Source organism: Pantoea sp. Lu_F5_004 (assembly GCF_051136245.1).
Lineage (GTDB): Bacteria > Pseudomonadota > Gammaproteobacteria > Enterobacterales > Enterobacteriaceae > Pantoea > Pantoea agglomerans.
Genome location: NZ_CP194946.1, coordinates 3146937 through 3161719 on the forward strand (window position 1 = coordinate 3146937; position 14783 = coordinate 3161719).

At 57.0% G+C, this 14783-nt stretch carries 13 protein-coding genes; 5 read left to right on the plus strand and 8 right to left on the minus strand.

Going from position 1 to position 14783, the window contains the following annotated elements; all coding sequences use genetic code 11:
- The first annotated feature begins 37 nt into the window (after nucleotides 1-37).
- A complete protein-coding gene (locus ACR8BN_RS14735; protein WP_434747056.1) occupies nucleotides 38-763 on the plus strand; it encodes a DUF2076 domain-containing protein in 726 nt (241 codons plus the stop codon).
- Nucleotides 764-765: 2 nt separating this feature from the next.
- Here ACR8BN_RS14735 and ACR8BN_RS14740 read toward each other — a convergent pair whose 3' ends face one another.
- Nucleotides 766-1215, minus strand: a complete 450-nt coding sequence (locus tag ACR8BN_RS14740) for a YaiI/YqxD family protein (protein ID WP_010255266.1) — start codon at nucleotides 1213-1215, stop codon at nucleotides 766-768.
- 168 nt (nucleotides 1216-1383) lie between these two features.
- Between ACR8BN_RS14740 and proC the strand changes: the two genes are divergently transcribed.
- The gene (proC, locus tag ACR8BN_RS14745; RefSeq protein ID WP_031590347.1) at nucleotides 1384-2196 is read left to right on the plus strand and encodes a pyrroline-5-carboxylate reductase; all 813 of its coding nucleotides are present in this window, start codon (nucleotides 1384-1386) and stop codon (nucleotides 2194-2196) included.
- Between the two features lie 67 nt (nucleotides 2197-2263).
- Here proC and ACR8BN_RS14750 read toward each other — a convergent pair whose 3' ends face one another.
- The 3 genes from ACR8BN_RS14750 to iraP form a co-directional block, all read right to left on the minus strand.
- Complete coding sequence (locus ACR8BN_RS14750; RefSeq protein ID WP_115758010.1) at nucleotides 2264-3790, minus strand: FAD-dependent oxidoreductase; 1527 nt, start codon at nucleotides 3788-3790, stop codon at nucleotides 2264-2266.
- A 205-nt stretch (nucleotides 3791-3995) separates the two neighbouring features.
- Entirely contained in the window at nucleotides 3996-4298 is a 303-nt protein-coding gene (locus ACR8BN_RS14755; protein ID WP_039391578.1) for a PsiF family protein, read from the minus strand.
- A gap of 115 nt (nucleotides 4299-4413) precedes the next feature.
- Entirely contained in the window at nucleotides 4414-4665 is a 252-nt protein-coding gene (gene iraP, locus ACR8BN_RS14760; RefSeq protein WP_434747057.1) for an anti-adapter protein IraP, read from the minus strand.
- Between the two features lie 602 nt (nucleotides 4666-5267).
- Here iraP and ACR8BN_RS14765 point away from each other — a divergent pair.
- Nucleotides 5268-8405 (plus strand): beta-galactosidase, encoded by a 3138-nt coding sequence (locus ACR8BN_RS14765; protein WP_434747058.1) that lies wholly within the window; start codon nucleotides 5268-5270, stop codon nucleotides 8403-8405.
- Here the strand turns inward: ACR8BN_RS14765 and ACR8BN_RS14770 are convergent.
- Complete coding sequence (locus tag ACR8BN_RS14770) at nucleotides 8287-9561, minus strand: multidrug efflux MFS transporter (RefSeq protein WP_072006690.1); 1275 nt, start codon at nucleotides 9559-9561, stop codon at nucleotides 8287-8289. The genes ACR8BN_RS14765 and ACR8BN_RS14770 overlap by 119 nt on opposite strands.
- Before the next feature lie 435 nt (nucleotides 9562-9996).
- Between ACR8BN_RS14770 and ACR8BN_RS14775 the strand changes: the two genes are divergently transcribed.
- A complete protein-coding gene (locus ACR8BN_RS14775; RefSeq protein WP_031590354.1) occupies nucleotides 9997-10248 on the plus strand; it encodes a biofilm development regulator YmgB/AriR family protein in 252 nt (83 codons plus the stop codon).
- Nucleotides 10249-10257: 9 nt separating this feature from the next.
- Here the strand turns inward: ACR8BN_RS14775 and ACR8BN_RS14780 are convergent, their stop codons facing one another.
- The 3 genes from ACR8BN_RS14780 to ACR8BN_RS14790 all read right to left on the minus strand — a co-directional run bounded on the left by ACR8BN_RS14780 (nucleotide 10258) and on the right by ACR8BN_RS14790 (nucleotide 13907).
- The gene (locus ACR8BN_RS14780; protein WP_010255244.1) at nucleotides 10258-10578 is read right to left on the minus strand and encodes a hypothetical protein; all 321 of its coding nucleotides are present in this window, start codon (nucleotides 10576-10578) and stop codon (nucleotides 10258-10260) included.
- Nucleotides 10579-10733: 155 nt separating this feature from the next.
- Nucleotides 10734-11030, minus strand: a complete 297-nt coding sequence (locus tag ACR8BN_RS14785; protein ID WP_039391571.1) for an I78 family peptidase inhibitor — start codon at nucleotides 11028-11030, stop codon at nucleotides 10734-10736.
- Nucleotides 11031-11303: 273 nt separating this feature from the next.
- The gene (locus ACR8BN_RS14790) at nucleotides 11304-13907 is read right to left on the minus strand and encodes a bifunctional diguanylate cyclase/phosphodiesterase (protein ID WP_039391570.1); all 2604 of its coding nucleotides are present in this window, start codon (nucleotides 13905-13907) and stop codon (nucleotides 11304-11306) included.
- Between the two features lie 213 nt (nucleotides 13908-14120).
- Here ACR8BN_RS14790 and ACR8BN_RS14795 point away from each other — a divergent pair, with 213 nt between their 5' ends.
- Entirely contained in the window at nucleotides 14121-14771 is a 651-nt protein-coding gene (locus ACR8BN_RS14795; RefSeq protein ID WP_010255238.1) for a CPBP family intramembrane glutamic endopeptidase, read from the plus strand.
- Nucleotides 14772-14783: the final 12 nt, after the last annotated feature.

Sequence of the window (14783 nt, forward strand, 5' to 3'; positions counted from 1 at the left end):
CACATATACTGGTAACAATCGCCACAGGAGAGTCATCATGCAACGCGAAGAACAACAACTGATTGAAGGGCTGTTCAGCCGTCTGAAACAGGCTGAAAGCCAGACCGTGGCACGCGATGCCGCTGCCGAACAACTGATTAACCAGCATCTGCAGGCGCAGCCGGGCGCGCCTTACTACATGGCGCAGGCGATCCTGATTCAGGAAGCGGCGCTGAAAAAACTCAATGAGAAAGTATCGGCGCTGGAAAGCCAGATGGCCCAGCAACAGCAACAGCAGCAGCAACCTGCACAGAGCAGCGGCGGCTTTCTGTCCGGGCTGTTTGGCAGCGGTTCGCGTCAGCAGCCGCCTGTGCAGCAGCAACAGCAATCGTCACCGTGGAACGGTGCGCCACAGCAACCGGCTCAGCCGCAATATGCGCCTGCACAAGCGCCTGCACCACGCGGCACCGGTTTCCTCGGCGGCGCACTGCAGACTGCTGTGGGTGTGGCGGGCGGTGTGGTGATGGCCGATATGCTGACCAGCATGTTCCATCATTCACAGCCGGAAGAGATTGTGAATATCATCAATGAGCCACCCCTGCCCGATGTGAATGACAATCTCAACACCTTCAACGGTGGCGATGACAATGCCGATACCTTTAACGGCGGTAACGACAACGCCTTCCTCGACCAGAATACGGGCTGGGACAGTAATTATGCCGACAACAGCGATCTCAATGATTTTGGCGGCAACGATTACGACGACGACGACAGCTTCGTTTAACTTCAGCGTTTCTGCTGGGTGAGCCAGCTATCCAGCTCATTTGCAAACTGCTGGCGGTCACGCGGACTCATCGCCGCCGGGCCGCCGGTCTGCACGCCGCTTGACCGCAGTGTATCCATAAAATCCCGCATCGTCAGGCGTTCACGTATCGTCGCCGGTGAGTAACGCTCGCCGCGCGGATTCAGGGCCGCCGCCCCCTTCTCAATCACCTCTGCTGCCAGCGGGATATCGGCGGTGATCACCAGATCGCCGGGCTGACAACGTCTGACGATCTCATTGTCCGCCACATCAAATCCGGCAGGCACCTGCAGGGTGCGCAGGTACGGTGAGGGCGGCACACGCAGAAACTGGTTCGCCACAAAAGTGATGGTAGTTGCGGTGCGGTCGGCTGCGCGGTAGAGCACCTCTTTGATTACATTCGGACAGGCATCGGCATCGACCCAGATAAACATCATGATTCCTTACAGTCAGAGAAGAGTAAGATCTTGCCGGGTTCCCCTTAAATGGCAAATTTTATTTGCGGCGTGCTTTCCAGCCTGCGCCCGGCTGACTTGTTATTCAGGCTGGCTGAAGTAAGCTAGCTCACTGAGAAAAACGAATAATGTCCTAAGGAGATGGCGATGCTGGCAAAGAAAATCGGGTTTATCGGCGGGGGAAATATGGCGAAAGCCATAATCGGCGGACTGGTCAACAGCGGCAAAATCGCCCCGTCTGATATCTTCGTTTACGATCGCAAAGCAGAGACCAACCAGGCGATGGCTGAGCAGTATGGCATCAACGCAGCCGAGAGCGCTGAAGCGCTGGCGCGTGAAGTGGACATCCTGTTCGGCGCGGTCAAACCCAATGTCATTCTGAAAGTCTTAAAAGAGCTGACAGGCAGCCTGAAAAAAGAGGCGCTGGTGGTGTCGATTGCGGCTGGGGTGACGCTCGATTCGCTCTCATCGGTGCTGGGTTACGATCGTAAAATTGTCCGTGCGATGCCGAATACTCCCTCGCTGGTCAGCGAAGGCATGACCTCGGTCACGCCCAACGTGCTGGTTGAGCAGGCGGAAATCGACGAGGTGGTAGCGATTTTTGAGAGTTTCGGCAAAGCGGCGGTGGTGGATGAATATCTGATTCACTCCGTGGTCGGCGTCAGCGGTTCTGCGCCGGCCTACGTGTTTATGTTTATCGAAGCGATGGCCGATGCGGCCGTACTGGGCGGCATGCCACGCGCTCAGGCCTATCAGTTTGCTGCACAGGCGGTGAAAGGGGCAGCGCAGATGGTGCTGACCACCGGGAAACATCCGGCTGAACTCAAAGATATGGTCTGCTCCCCAGGCGGCACCACCATTGAAGCGGTGAAAGTGCTGGAAGAGAAAGGCATGCGCTCGGCGGTGATGGAAGCGATGCTGCAGTGCATGGCGAAGTCAGAAAAACTGAGCCGCAGCTAACCGATCATCAAAGGATGTGCAAGGCGGCCCCGTACGCTGGCCCGCCTTGCCTCCGCCTTAACAGATATTAACGGATGTGTTCCTGACCGAGCGCCACTGCCTCGGCAAGCGTCATCGGTTGCTGCATCCGCTCCACCAGCTCAGCGGTCAGCGTATACATGCCGCATGAGCAGATCGCTGCCAGCTTCCCCTGCTGGCCATAAAACGCCATAAACTTTTTATCCTCCAGCGAGCCAATCAGCTGAAAGTCATCCCATTCTGTCGCGTGGCCCAGATACTCATAGCGGGTGGCGTACTGCGTGGTCCAGAAGAACGGTACGCGATCAAAGGCGACGGTCTGGCCCAGCATATTCCATGCGGCGGTCTGCCCCTGCTGATGTGCGACGCGATAGTGCTCAATGCGCAGCGGCCCCTGTGCCGATGGATACGTGGCGATATCTCCCGCCACCCAGATATTGTCAGCGACCCGCAACTGCTCATCCGCCTGCAGGCTGCCATCCTCTGCCAGCGGGAGATCGTGGATAAAGTCGGTAGCAGGTTTAACCCCGGTGGCAAACAGCACCACCGTCGCGTCCAGCAACCGTCCACCCTTGAGCTGCACGCCGCTCACCTGCTGGTCGCCCTGTAAGGCTTCGATCTCGCCCTGCACCCACTTCACGCCGTTCTGCTCATGCAGCTGATAGAAATAGCGGCCAATCTGATCGCCAAACTGTTTAGCAAAGGGCAACGCCTGACGGGCGATTACCGTCACGTCAATGTCACGATTACGCAGCGCCGACGCCAGTTCGGTGCCGATAAAACTGTTGCCGATAATCACGATCTTATGACTGGCATCCACCGCCTGAAGCAGCTCATCGGTCTGCGCTTTGCTGCGCAGCAGATGGACCCCATCGAGATCGCTGCCCGGCAAATCGGGGCGGACTGGCGACGCGCCGCTGGCGATCAGCAGTTTGTCGAAAGGGAGCGTCTCGCCATCCTCAAAGATCAGCCGTTGCTGCTGAGCATCCAGGCGGCTCACCCTGGCCTGAAGTCGTTCAACGTGATCCATCACATCTGCTTTCAGCAGTTGCGGCACCTCGCTGATATCCATTTTGCCCGACGGCACAAATTTGGTCAGCGCGGTGCGGTCGTAAGGCGCGTCCGCTTCCCGCTCAACCAGAATCACGCGGCCTTTGAAGCCTTCATGGCGCAGACGCCACAGCGCTGCGCTGCCCGCCGCTCCACCACCCAGCACCACATAGACCGGTGCGGCTGCTCCACTGCCAATCGGCGCCGCGGGCGACATCGCTTTCGGATTCACCAGCACCCGGCCCTCTTCAATGCGCAGCGGATACTGTTTGAGATCGGCTAACGCCAGCGGTTCACACATTTTTCCACTGGCCAGATTAAACGCGGCTTTGTGCCACGGACAGACCAGCCGATCGCCGCAAATCGCGCCCTGCTCCAGCGGCGCGCCTGCATGCGGGCATTTCGCCTGGTAAGCACGTACATTGTCACCTTCGCGGATCAGTAACACCTCCACCTCGCCGAGCGTTTTTTTAACCGGCTGGCGCTGGGGCAGATCGTTCAGGTCGACGGTAAATTGATAGTTCACGGCATGGCTCCTTTAGCGGTTCTTATCTTGTGCTGCGCGGCAAAACAGGGTTCTGCGCAAATCCCCACAAACAGTAAGTGTGGCAAAAGAACCGGGAAGCCTGGCGATGAATGTTTATCAGAAGGTTAACCTGCTGTTATCGCAGGAAATTTAATCAGCATTGCGCGGGGAAGAGAAGCGGCCACCTGCGTGGCCGGGGGGATAATCAGCTTTTTTTCAGGCACTGGCTCATAAAGGTTTTACGCGCATCGCCCGCCAGTTTTTTATCACCAGCTTCGCCGTTACAGCTTTTCATTTTCATCTGCTGCGGTGACATCTGCGACAGCTTACTGTCCTTTTTCAGGCATTCACTCATAAAGGTTTTGCGCGCATCCCCTTTAAGATCCTGTGATTTAGCATGCTGGTTACACATCGTCATCTTTTCCTGCTGCGGGGTCTTTTCCGCCGCACCGGCCAGTCCGCTCGCCAGCAGGCCCGCCATCATCATCGCCATTAAACCGACTTTCATCTTGTTATCTCCATAATGGATTGTCCTTTGTTATTCTGGCAGCGAATAAGCAAAGCGGAAAATGTTTCAGGTCAAAGTGATGTGAAGATCCCATTCCAGTCTGGCACCGGGATCGTTACTGACGAGGATGTCTGAGTAACTTTTTGATGTAATTGCGCAGCAGACGCGCATCGTTATCATCGGCATCAGCCACATTGTCCATTGCGGTTTCAATACTGGTGGTTATAGCCAGAAGTTGTTGCGGCTCCAGCTTGCGAACCAGCGCGGTAACAACAATCTCCAGCGCTTCGATTTGCGCCATCTGCTCTTTGGCTGTCGCCTCTTTTTCAGCCAGCTTTACCAGCAACTCAGCAATCAGGTTTTTCATGCTGTTATCTCAGCGGTGGAGAAAAGCTGAAATTATCACCACGCTGCCTAAAAAAACAGAGGGTAACCGCTACTTTTTTCAGTGAGTTAGCCCACATTCCTCACCGTCTGCTAAGACGATTCCGGCTAACCTTGCGAGCGAAACGTTTTCCCTGCAATCAACGCCGTGGTTAAACGTTTCGCCCGCCCGATATCGGTCATTCGCTTAGCGAGGATCGACAAATCCGCGGCCTGGTCCGCCGCCGTGTCCGCCCCAGCCACCTCCGCCGCCGCCTGGAGGCGGGAAAATACATCCGCTTAATGCAGTAACCAATGCCACAACGGCAGCCAGCTTTATGATTCGTACCATATCTACCTCAGGGTGATGAAATCGGGCTGAGTGTATGGAGCCACTTGCATGGCGACAAGTGAGATTCTTCCGCATCCGGCGACTATTCATCTTTGCTGACCAGGCTTAACGTTTTACCATCATTAAGGCGGCACAATCTCAACATCCCGGCCGGCTTACGGCGCAAAATTATTTGTGAAAATCGGGAGGGGGAACACTTTACAGGCGGCTTAATTTTGCGCATTGTGAGCGCATTACATTTACAGGATATAAACATGACTCTCTCTCAGGCTGCTTTCAGTGACATCCTCTCCCGGCGCGACTGGGAAAATCCGGTCGTGACCTCGCTGCATCGGCTGGATGCGCACCCGCCATTTGCCAGCTGGCGAGATGAAGCAGCCGCGCGGGATGACAGCCCCTCGGCGTCACTGCAGAGCCTCAACGGAGAGTGGGGTTTCCGTTATTTTACGCAGCCTGAAGCGGTCCCGGCCAGCTGGTTACTGCAGGATCTGCCGGACACCACGACCCTTCCGGTTCCGGCCAACTGGCAGATGCACGGCTTCGATGCGCCCATTTATACCAACGTGCAGTATCCGATTCCGGTCAATCCTCCACTGGTCCCCGCAGAGAATCCAACCGGATGTTACTCGCTCACATTCAGCGCTGACGCAGCCTGGCTGGATAATGGGCAGACACGCATCATTTTTGACGGCGTAAACTCAGCCTTTCACCTGTGGTGCAACGGCCACTGGATTGGCTACTCTCAGGACAGTCGTCTGCCCGCCGAATTCGACCTGACGCCTTATCTGCGGCCGGGCAAAAACCGGCTGGCAGTGATGGTGCTGCGCTGGAGCGATGGCAGTTATCTGGAAGATCAGGATATGTGGCGGATGAGCGGCATTTTCCGCGACGTCACGTTAATGCATAAACCGCAGGTGCATCTGGCCGACGTTCAGCTGGAAACCCGGCTCAGCCCGGAGTTTTACCGTGCCGAATTGCGTGCCCGGGTTCGTGTTGCTCTGCCAGCTGACGTCAGTTCACGCTATCAGCTGCGCCTGACGCTGTGGCAGGGTGACCAGAAGATTGCTCAGTGTCAGCAGCCGCTGGGCAGTGCCATTATTGACGAGCGGGGTCACTATCCCGAACGCGCCCTGCTCAGCCTGCCGGTGGAACAGCCTTCGCTGTGGAGTGCCGAAACGCCCCATCTCTATCGCGCCACGCTGGCGCTGCTGGATGAGAATCAGCAGCTGATCGAGGTGGAAGCCTATGATGTCGGCTTCCGTCAGGTCACCATCGACAACGGCCTGCTCTGCCTGAACGGCAAACCGCTGCTGATCCGGGGCACCAACCGTCATGAGCATCATCCGGAGCGCGGTCAGGTGGTGGATGAGGCGACGATGCGCCGCGACATCGAGCTGATGAAGCAGCACAATTTTAATGCGGTGCGCTGTTCGCACTACCCTAATCATCCGCTCTGGTACCGGTTGTGCGATCAGTATGGGCTTTATGTGGTGGATGAGGCCAATATCGAAACCCACGGTATGCAGCCGATGAACCGGCTCTCCGATGATCCCCGCTGGTTCGCCGCCTATAGCGAACGCGTGACGCGCATGGTGCAGCGCGATCGTAATCACTGCAGCATTATTATCTGGTCGCTGGGCAATGAGTCAGGACATGGTGCTACGCACGATGCGCTCTACCGCTGGATAAAAAGCAGCGACCCAACGCGTCCGGTTCAGTATGAAGGCGGCGGTGCGGATACCGCCGCTACCGATATCATCTGCCCGATGTATGCCAGGGTTGATGAAGATCAGCCCTTCCCGGCGGTGCCGAAATGGTCGCTGAAAAAGTGGATCGGTCTGCCGGGTGAGACGCGTCCGCTGATCCTGTGTGAGTACGCGCATGCCATGGGCAACAGCTTCGGCGGTTTCGCAAAGTACTGGCAGGCCTTCCGCCAGTTTCCGCGTCTGCAGGGCGGCTTCGTCTGGGACTGGGTTGATCAGAGCCTGACCCGCTATGACGATCAGGGCGAACCCTGGCAGGCTTACGGCGGCGATTTTGGCGATAAACCCAACGATCGTCAGTTCTGTATGAACGGGCTGATATTTGCCGATCGCACGCCGCATCCGGCGCTTTATGAGGCGCAGTGCGCCCAGCAGTTCTGGCAGTTTGCCGTCGATCCCGGCGATCCGCTGAGCTTTACGGTCAGCAGCGACTATCTGTTCCGCCACAGTGACAACGAAGTGCTGCGCTGGCGCATCGAGCAGGCGGGTCGTGTAGTAACGGAAGGAGAAGTGCCGCTGGATATCGCTCCACAGGGCCAGCAGCGGATCACGCTGCCGTCACCGCCAGCGTTACAGGGCGAATGCTGGCTTAATGTCGCGGTTCATCAGATTGACGCGACCCAATGGAGCGAAGCTGGCTGGCGTGTCGCCTGGCACCAATGGGCGCTGCCCTCATCGCTGGCGCTGTCATCAAAGCCGGAAAGCGGCGAAGCACCGAACCTGCATGATGATACCCGTGAGATTGTCATTACCCATCAGCAGCAACGCTGGCATTTTTCACGCCACAGCGGCGAACTGACGCAGTGGTTTGTGGATGAACAGCCCACGCTGCTTTCACCGCTTCAGGACTGCTTTATTCGCGCGCCGCTCGACAATGACATCGGCGCCAGCGAAGCGGAACGGGTTGATCCCAATGCCTGGGTCGAGCGCTGGAAAGCGGCGGGTTATGACCAGATGAGCAGCCAGCTGGTGTCGATGACGGCGAATGCGTTGCCGCAGGCTGTGCAGATTGAAACGCTGCACAGCTGGCTCGCCAATGGCCAGATAGCCTTTATCAGCCGTAAACGTTATCTGATCAACGCCCAGGGTGAATTGCAGTTGCAGCTTTCCGTTGAGCAGTCGCGCGGATTGCCACCGCCCGCGCGCATCGGATTACGCTGTGAGCTGACACAGATACCACAACAGGTGAGCTGGCTCGGCCTGGGTCCGCATGAAAACTATCCCGATCGCCAGCTGGCCGCGCAGTTTTCCCGCTGGGAGCTGCCGCTGGATCAGCTCTCAACGCCTTATGTTTTCCCGGGTGAGAACGGTCTGCGCTGCGGCACCCGTCAGCTCGACAGCGGCAGCTGGCAGGTCAGCGGCGATTTCGCTTTCTCACTGAGCCGTTTCAGCCTGGAGCAGTTGCGGGAGGCATCACACCGCCACCATCTGCGTCCGGAAGCGGGCTGCTGGCTGCATCTGGATGCCTTTCACATGGGTGTCGGCGGCGATGACTCCTGGAGCCCCAGCGTCAGTCCTGAGTTTTTGCTGACTCAGCAGCGCTGGCAGGCTGAACTGACGATTTGCCAGCCGACGCGGGCAGCACTGTCTTCGGACGCCGGTAAAAGCGCTTCAGAAACAGCACGTTAATCAGCACGACCACGGCGGTGGCAAAAAAGACCCAGCGGAAACCGGCCACCGCCGACACCGCAGCGCCCAGCAGCGGACCCGCGACATTGCCGAGATACATAAAGGACTGGTTGTAGCCGAAGATCCGGCCGGTAATGTTGTCACGCGAGTGACGCACCAGCAGCGTCTGCACCGCGGGCATCATCGCGCCATCGGCAAAGCCCAGCAGAAAACGTAATACCCCCAGCTGTGTCGTGCTGGTGACAAACGACATGGCGATAAACAGCAGCAGCGAGATGACCATCGTTGCCAGCAGGATACGCTGCGTGCCGATGCGATCGCCGAGCCGTCCCAGACGAGGTGCGGCCAGCAGCGCAGAGACGCCAGGCAGCGCGGCAATGACCCCGCTAAGAAAAGCGATATTCTCAGCGGTGGGTGCCAGTTCCCGCACAAAGAGCGTCAGGATCGGGTTCACCGATCCGTTGCACATCTGGATCACCATGGTGGTGAAAAAGAGGCAGAGCATCAGTTTTGGATTATCCAGCGAGCGGAAAACCTCGCGTCCGCTGAGCTTCTCCTTTTTACTCACCGGGGTGTAACCGGTCTCCTTGATCAGGAACAGCGTCACCAGAAAGCTGACCATCAGCAGCGCTGCGGTGACAATAAACACCGTACGTAAACCGACCCAGTCTGCCAGCAGCCCGCCCAGCATCGGCCCCAGAATCACCCCACCAATCTGGCCGGTTGAGACACAGCTCAGCGCCCAGCCGCTGCGTTCACGCGGCACCTGAGCGGCCACCAGCGCCATGGCGTTGGGAATATATCCGGATGTCAGCCCCATCAGGGCCCGCAGCAGCAGTAACTGCCAGGCTTCGGTGACAAAAGCCTGTAGCAGAATCACCACGCCCATGCCAAAAGCGGCGCGCAGCAGCATCAGCTTACGGCCTTTGCGATCGGCAAGACTGCCCCACAGCGGCGCTACGGCCGCCGAGACCACAAAGGTGATACTGAAGGTTAGACCCGACCAGAGGCTCAGTGATTCGCCACCGGTTATGCCAAGCTGCTCAAGGTAGAGCGGCAGAAACGGGATGATCTGGCTGATGGCCAGGCCGGTAAAAAAACAGCCAAACCAGACCGAGATCAGGTTTATCTTCCAGGGTTCTATAGTGCGTGGCATGAGCAGATATATTAAAGAGAGGGAATGCTCAGTCTAACGCGGCTATTCTCAGCGTGACCGACAAAACATGGCACAAATGGCAAAAGACCGGATTCCTCTCTGATTCAGCGCAATCACCGGCGCAAATTTTCCAGCCCGCCGGGTTTTTAGCCGCGAAGCACGCGGCCGGTGGTCTGCCCCGACGCGATCTTCCCTGACCCGGCTCGTCAATATAGAAAAATATGTCATTCTGTTACTGACAACTCTTCACCCCGCTTCTATGTTTAAAAAACCGCCAGCCGCGGCGGTGTGGCAATCTTTTTAATCGGCGCGACATCCTCCGCAAAAAACGGTGCAGACCGTCCGGCTACGCTGAGGCGAACCAGCTTATTTCATGGTTATACGCTCTTATGCTCAGGTGTAAGGGAGGGGGTCTTGTTTTAGCGGAGGTGGGTAATGAGAGTACAACCTAACAGCGCCAGCCGTGCTATCAGCGACTATTTTAACAGCCCGGACTGGCGAATACCGCCTGAGTCCGATCTGCTGGCCGTAATTCTGCGTGAAATAATGGAAGCGGGAGAACCCGCCACCAATAAAGTCCTTATTGCGCGGGTTATCGATAAACTGGAAGTGGAAGGCGACGAGACACAGTTGCAGCGTTATCGCACCCTGCTGGCGCAGTTGATCGACACGCAGCCGGAGGCGTAAACCCACCACCTACTTCACCCAGCGCAATTTATCCGCTTCGCTGATGCTGGCTCGTCCGCTGCTGCGCTGAAACAGGCACAGCTCACGTCCACGCTTATTTTTCATCTGCGGCTGGGGATAGCGTCCCTCCAGCAACAGTGCGCTGTAGCCTGTATTGTCGTCATACTCGATCGCCTCGCCCAGCACCTTTACTTTGCTCAGATGACTGGCGTTAATGCAGGCCTGCACCATCACCTGACGGCTCTTTTGCCAGGCCTCTTCACTGGAAGCCTGCGCCAGTGTGCTGCTGAGTAACAATGCGGGCAGAAGTGCCCCGATTATGCGTTTCATCTTCTCTGCTCCTGTTACGGCCTGAAGCCGCTAAAAAAATTCCCGCCGGGGCGGGAATAAACAAGACGAGCACTATCTATTGTGTGACGAGGAAGTTTCTTAAACGCGCTGCTATCCTCGCCTGCCGTTATGACAAACCTATGACATCTTTGCGGTTAACCACAATAAACTGAGCTGATATTGCCATTTTTGTCAGCCAGGAAGTTCAGCCGGTTAAGGTTGAAGTCCATGGTGACGGCAGAATTATAGGGAATGGCGCGGACCTTCTGTTCGAAGTGCTGACCCTGCAGCGCGGTTAACGGTTTGCCGACATAATTCTGAAACTGAGAGGCACCACAGCGGTCAGCTTCGGGATCGTGCGCCACACTGGCGTTATCGGGCTTAGAGGCAGATTGACAGGCGGTTAATGCAAACAGCCCCACTACCAGCAGCCCTTTTCCATAATATTTCACGTTGATTCTCCTGTTGGACGTGTAAAACCCTGCCCCAAGAGTAGCAAAGCGCACCTGCTGACCTGAACCCCTAAAAAGTAAAGTTGTTACAGCACGATTAAACGGGTCGCGGCACAGATCATTTTTTTAAGATTAATCGCACTCATTGCCTAAAAAAAGCACACCGGGGAACTACAATATTAAGAATAGTCTTAGTCCTGTGGAGGTCATGATGGAACTGATTATTTTTGTCGTCTGCGCAATGCTGATGACCGCCGTGGCGGTCAAAGTCCGTTAAACGGGTTCAGCCTGGTTCTGCGCGGTTCTTTCCAGAAGCGTACTGAATGCAGCCAGGGGCATCGGTCGACCGAGGAAGTAGCCTTGCCCCTCTTCGCACGAGAGCTGTTTTAGCTGGTTCAGCTGCGCTTCTGTCTCAATTCCCTCAGCCGTAATTGTCAGGGCAAAGGCGCGTGCCAGCGCAATAATCCCCGCGACCACTGATTGCGCCTGCTGCGACTCCGGGAAATCTTTCATCCAGGAGCGATCGATCTTCAGCCCATTAAACGGGAAGGTCTTCAGGTAGCCCAGGGCAGCATAGCCGGTGCCGAAGTCATCAACGGTTAACCTTACCCCGAGTGACCGTAAACCCTGCATCACCTCAAGCGCATGCTGCGGATGTTCAAAGGTCACGTTCTCCGTGATCTCCAGCTCCAGCCGGGTAGCCGGCAGGCCGCTTTTTGCCAGCACATCTGCAACCCGCTGTACTAAATCGCTGGTGCGGAACTCCATTGGCGAAATATTAACCGAAACATAGCGATCGCCCCCCCATCCCAGCGCATCCTCACACGCCCGCATCAACACCCAGTCGCTGATGGTGGCGATGAGACCGCTCTCTTCCGCCAGCGGAATAAAGTGATCGGGGGTAATCCACTCATCCGGCGCAATCTGCCAGCGAATCAGCGCCTCGGCACCCGCCAGCTGACCCGTCAGCAGTTGATAACGGGGCTGATAGTGCAGGCGAAATTCATTGTTCTTCAGCGCTTTCTCAATCCGCCGCGCCATTTCACGCTTATCCTCACGCTGACTGGCCATCTCATTGGCATACCAGACCCACTGATTGCGTCCCGCTTCACGCGCTTCATTCAGGGCGATATCCGCCATTTGCAGCAGCGCTTCCGGATGGCTGGCATCCTGCGGTACACAGGCAATCCCCATGCTGACGGTGAGATAGTGGACATGCTGGCCGGTGCTGATGGGCTGCTGAACCTCATGCACCAGCTGAGCACAACGCTGATCGACCCGCTCACGGTTCGTTTCACGCAACACCAGCACAAACTCATCGCCACTCAGCCGCGCCACCAGCTCCTGCGGGCCGATACAGCGCTTCAGACGCTGCGCTATCTGGCTCAGCACCTCATCGCCCGCCGCATGGCCCCAGGTTTCATTAATCGGCCTGAACTGATCAAGATCGAGGGTAATCAGCGTCAGCGGCGCAGCGCCATCAGGCAGTTCAAGGTGTAGCGTCAGAAACTCCTGCAGCTGTACGCGGTTCGACAGGCCGGTTAAGACGTCATGACGCGACAAAAAATGAATGCGCGCCTCGGCTTCCATGCTCTGAGTGATGTCAGATACCGTGCCGCGAAACCCGATACGTCGCGTGTCATGCCAGATTGTTTTCGCGACCAGCTGGCCGATACGGCGGTTGCCGTGCGCCGACATAAACTGACAGCGCAGTGGCATCTGTTGCCCCTCCTCCTCCTGACGCTGCAGCCAGGCGACCAGCGAATGGCTGGGATGCGTCAGCAGGTGATCGATGTGACGGCCCAGCCAGTGTGTAATATCGTGGCCGGTCACGGTTTGAAAGCGCGCTGACAGGTAAATCAGGCGGCCCTCTCCATCCGTTTCCCAGATCCAGTCTGACGCCGCCTCAGCGAGATCGCGAAACCGCGCTTCACTGTTGGCCAGCTCCTGCTGACTGATCGCCAGCAGGGCAAAGCGCCGGTCAGAGAGAATCGCATTGGAGAGCGCATGGCGGCTTACGCGATGGGTGATAATGCCAATAATAATCGCCATGAGCATCAGCAGTGGTAACAGAAACCAGACCAGGCCCATGCCAGGCATCTTTGGCGTCCAGCGCAGCACAATCAGATCGCCACCGGGTAACGGTTGCACCATCCGCGGTTCTCGCAGGGCATCCCCTGCACTGACGGGCAGGCGCAGTTCGCGCACATCCAGCGTGGCGCCCAGCGCCTGTAATTTGGCAGGTGTGAACAGATTCACAAACACCATGACTGACGCTGGCCCCGCCATTGGCGGCATATTCGTCAGTTTGCCGCTGCCGATGGGGGCGGCAACCACAATGGCGGGCAGATGATTAATCAGCGCATCACGGGTTATCGCCGCGTCGTTGCGCTGACGTGCCGCCGCAATCAGCGCTGGAGTCTCTTTTCCCAGCCAGGCTTCCAGCGGCGTATCCACCAGCTGCCCATTAATGACGCTGTACGTGGTGCGACCGTTGCCGTCGACCACGAACACGCCCTCATAGTGATACTCTTCGTAGAGGCCCGGACCAAAGTTCTCTTCGTCATAAGCCCAGACTTTGTTGACCCTGACATGGAGATTACGCCAGGCTTCGCCCCAGAACGCATAGTCCCGGATATCCGTGACCATCGACTCCTGACGATTTTTCCACGCCTGCTGCATCAGCAACTGGTCATGCTCAATCGATAAGCTGTTTTGCCGCTGCGCAATCGTCAGTACCATCAGCATCGAGAGCACCAGCACGCCAAACAGCAGCAGCGAAAGTGTGCGCAGGCTGCGCCGCGTAAAGCGGACAGTGCGGTCTTCAGCGGCATGTCTGAATGGAGGCAAGGGTGGCGCCGGAGGGTTAGAAGTCATTAAGAGTGCTCACTACACAGTCAGAGTTTGAGATGACGGGCCTGCAATACAACATGCAGTGCTGACCAGATTAGTTTCCTCAGTTATCGGCGCGCGCGCGCGGGTGTTTAGTCTGCGGTTAACATTTTGCGCTTAAATATTGTGTTACAGGCTGACTCGACAGCGATCTGGTGCATTGCTACTATGCGCTAACCTTCGCTGGCAGAGTCGCCTATGAATACCAATTCCGACAGAGTGACACTGACGCTGTTCTACGTCGGCAGCTTTGTGGTCTATTACCTGGTTACCATGCTGATTACGCTGTTCCCTAATTACAGCGTGCTGCGTAATGACGGCCTGCTGGTGCCGGTGCTCTGCCTGTTCGAATTTGCTGTTATCTATCCGCTATACCGCTTTTACTGCCAGCGCCGCACCGACCTGCCGCTGGGTGAACTCTGCACGCTGCAGACTCTGCTGTTTACTGGCGCGCTGTTTGTTCTGATGGCCGCACAGATGCAGTTCATGCAGCCGGAAGGATGGCTGGTGATGCAGGCCCAGCAGGGACGTAATTCGCTGCTGATCCTGCTGCTCACCGCCGTGCTGCTGGCGCCGGTGTTTGAAGAGGTGCTGTTCCGCGGTTTTCTGTTGCAGGGCTTTTTGCTGTGGGCGCCGCGAAGTCGCTTCGCCTGTATGCTGCTGACCTCACTGCTGTTTGCGGTGATGCATACGCAGTATGTGCACTGGCAGACCCTTATCGCCCTGACGCTGTTTTCGCTACTGCTCTGTTATGCCCGGCTGCGGAGTAACAGTCTGGCGCTGCCCATCTTCCTGCACACGCTGAATAACCTGATTGCGCTGCTGCCCGCATGGTATTTCGCAGGCTAGCGCCAGGCCCGC

Excerpts from the sequence above, each read along its gene's own strand:
- ACR8BN_RS14795 (WP_010255238.1), top strand. The coding sequence starts at position 14,121 with ATGAATACCAATTCCGACAGAGTGACACTGACGCTGTTCTACGTCGGC.
- ACR8BN_RS14755 (WP_039391578.1), bottom strand. The coding sequence starts at position 4,298 with ATGAAAGTCGGTTTAATGGCGATGATGATGGCGGGCCTGCTGGCGAGC.
- ACR8BN_RS14775 (WP_031590354.1), top strand. The coding sequence starts at position 9,997 with ATGAGAGTACAACCTAACAGCGCCAGCCGTGCTATCAGCGACTATTTT.
- ACR8BN_RS14790 (WP_039391570.1), bottom strand. The coding sequence starts at position 13,907 with ATGACTTCTAACCCTCCGGCGCCACCCTTGCCTCCATTCAGACATGCC.
- ACR8BN_RS14765 (WP_434747058.1), top strand. The coding sequence starts at position 5,268 with ATGACTCTCTCTCAGGCTGCTTTCAGTGACATCCTCTCCCGGCGCGAC.
- ACR8BN_RS14780 (WP_010255244.1), bottom strand. The coding sequence starts at position 10,578 with ATGAAACGCATAATCGGGGCACTTCTGCCCGCATTGTTACTCAGCAGC.
- ACR8BN_RS14770 (WP_072006690.1), bottom strand. The coding sequence starts at position 9,561 with ATGCCACGCACTATAGAACCCTGGAAGATAAACCTGATCTCGGTCTGG.
- iraP (WP_434747057.1), bottom strand. The coding sequence starts at position 4,665 with ATGAAAAACCTGATTGCTGAGTTGCTGGTAAAGCTGGCTGAAAAAGAG.
- ACR8BN_RS14740 (WP_010255266.1), bottom strand. The coding sequence starts at position 1,215 with ATGTTTATCTGGGTCGATGCCGATGCCTGTCCGAATGTAATCAAAGAG.
- ACR8BN_RS14735 (WP_434747056.1), top strand. The coding sequence starts at position 38 with ATGCAACGCGAAGAACAACAACTGATTGAAGGGCTGTTCAGCCGTCTG.
- proC (WP_031590347.1), top strand. The coding sequence starts at position 1,384 with ATGCTGGCAAAGAAAATCGGGTTTATCGGCGGGGGAAATATGGCGAAA.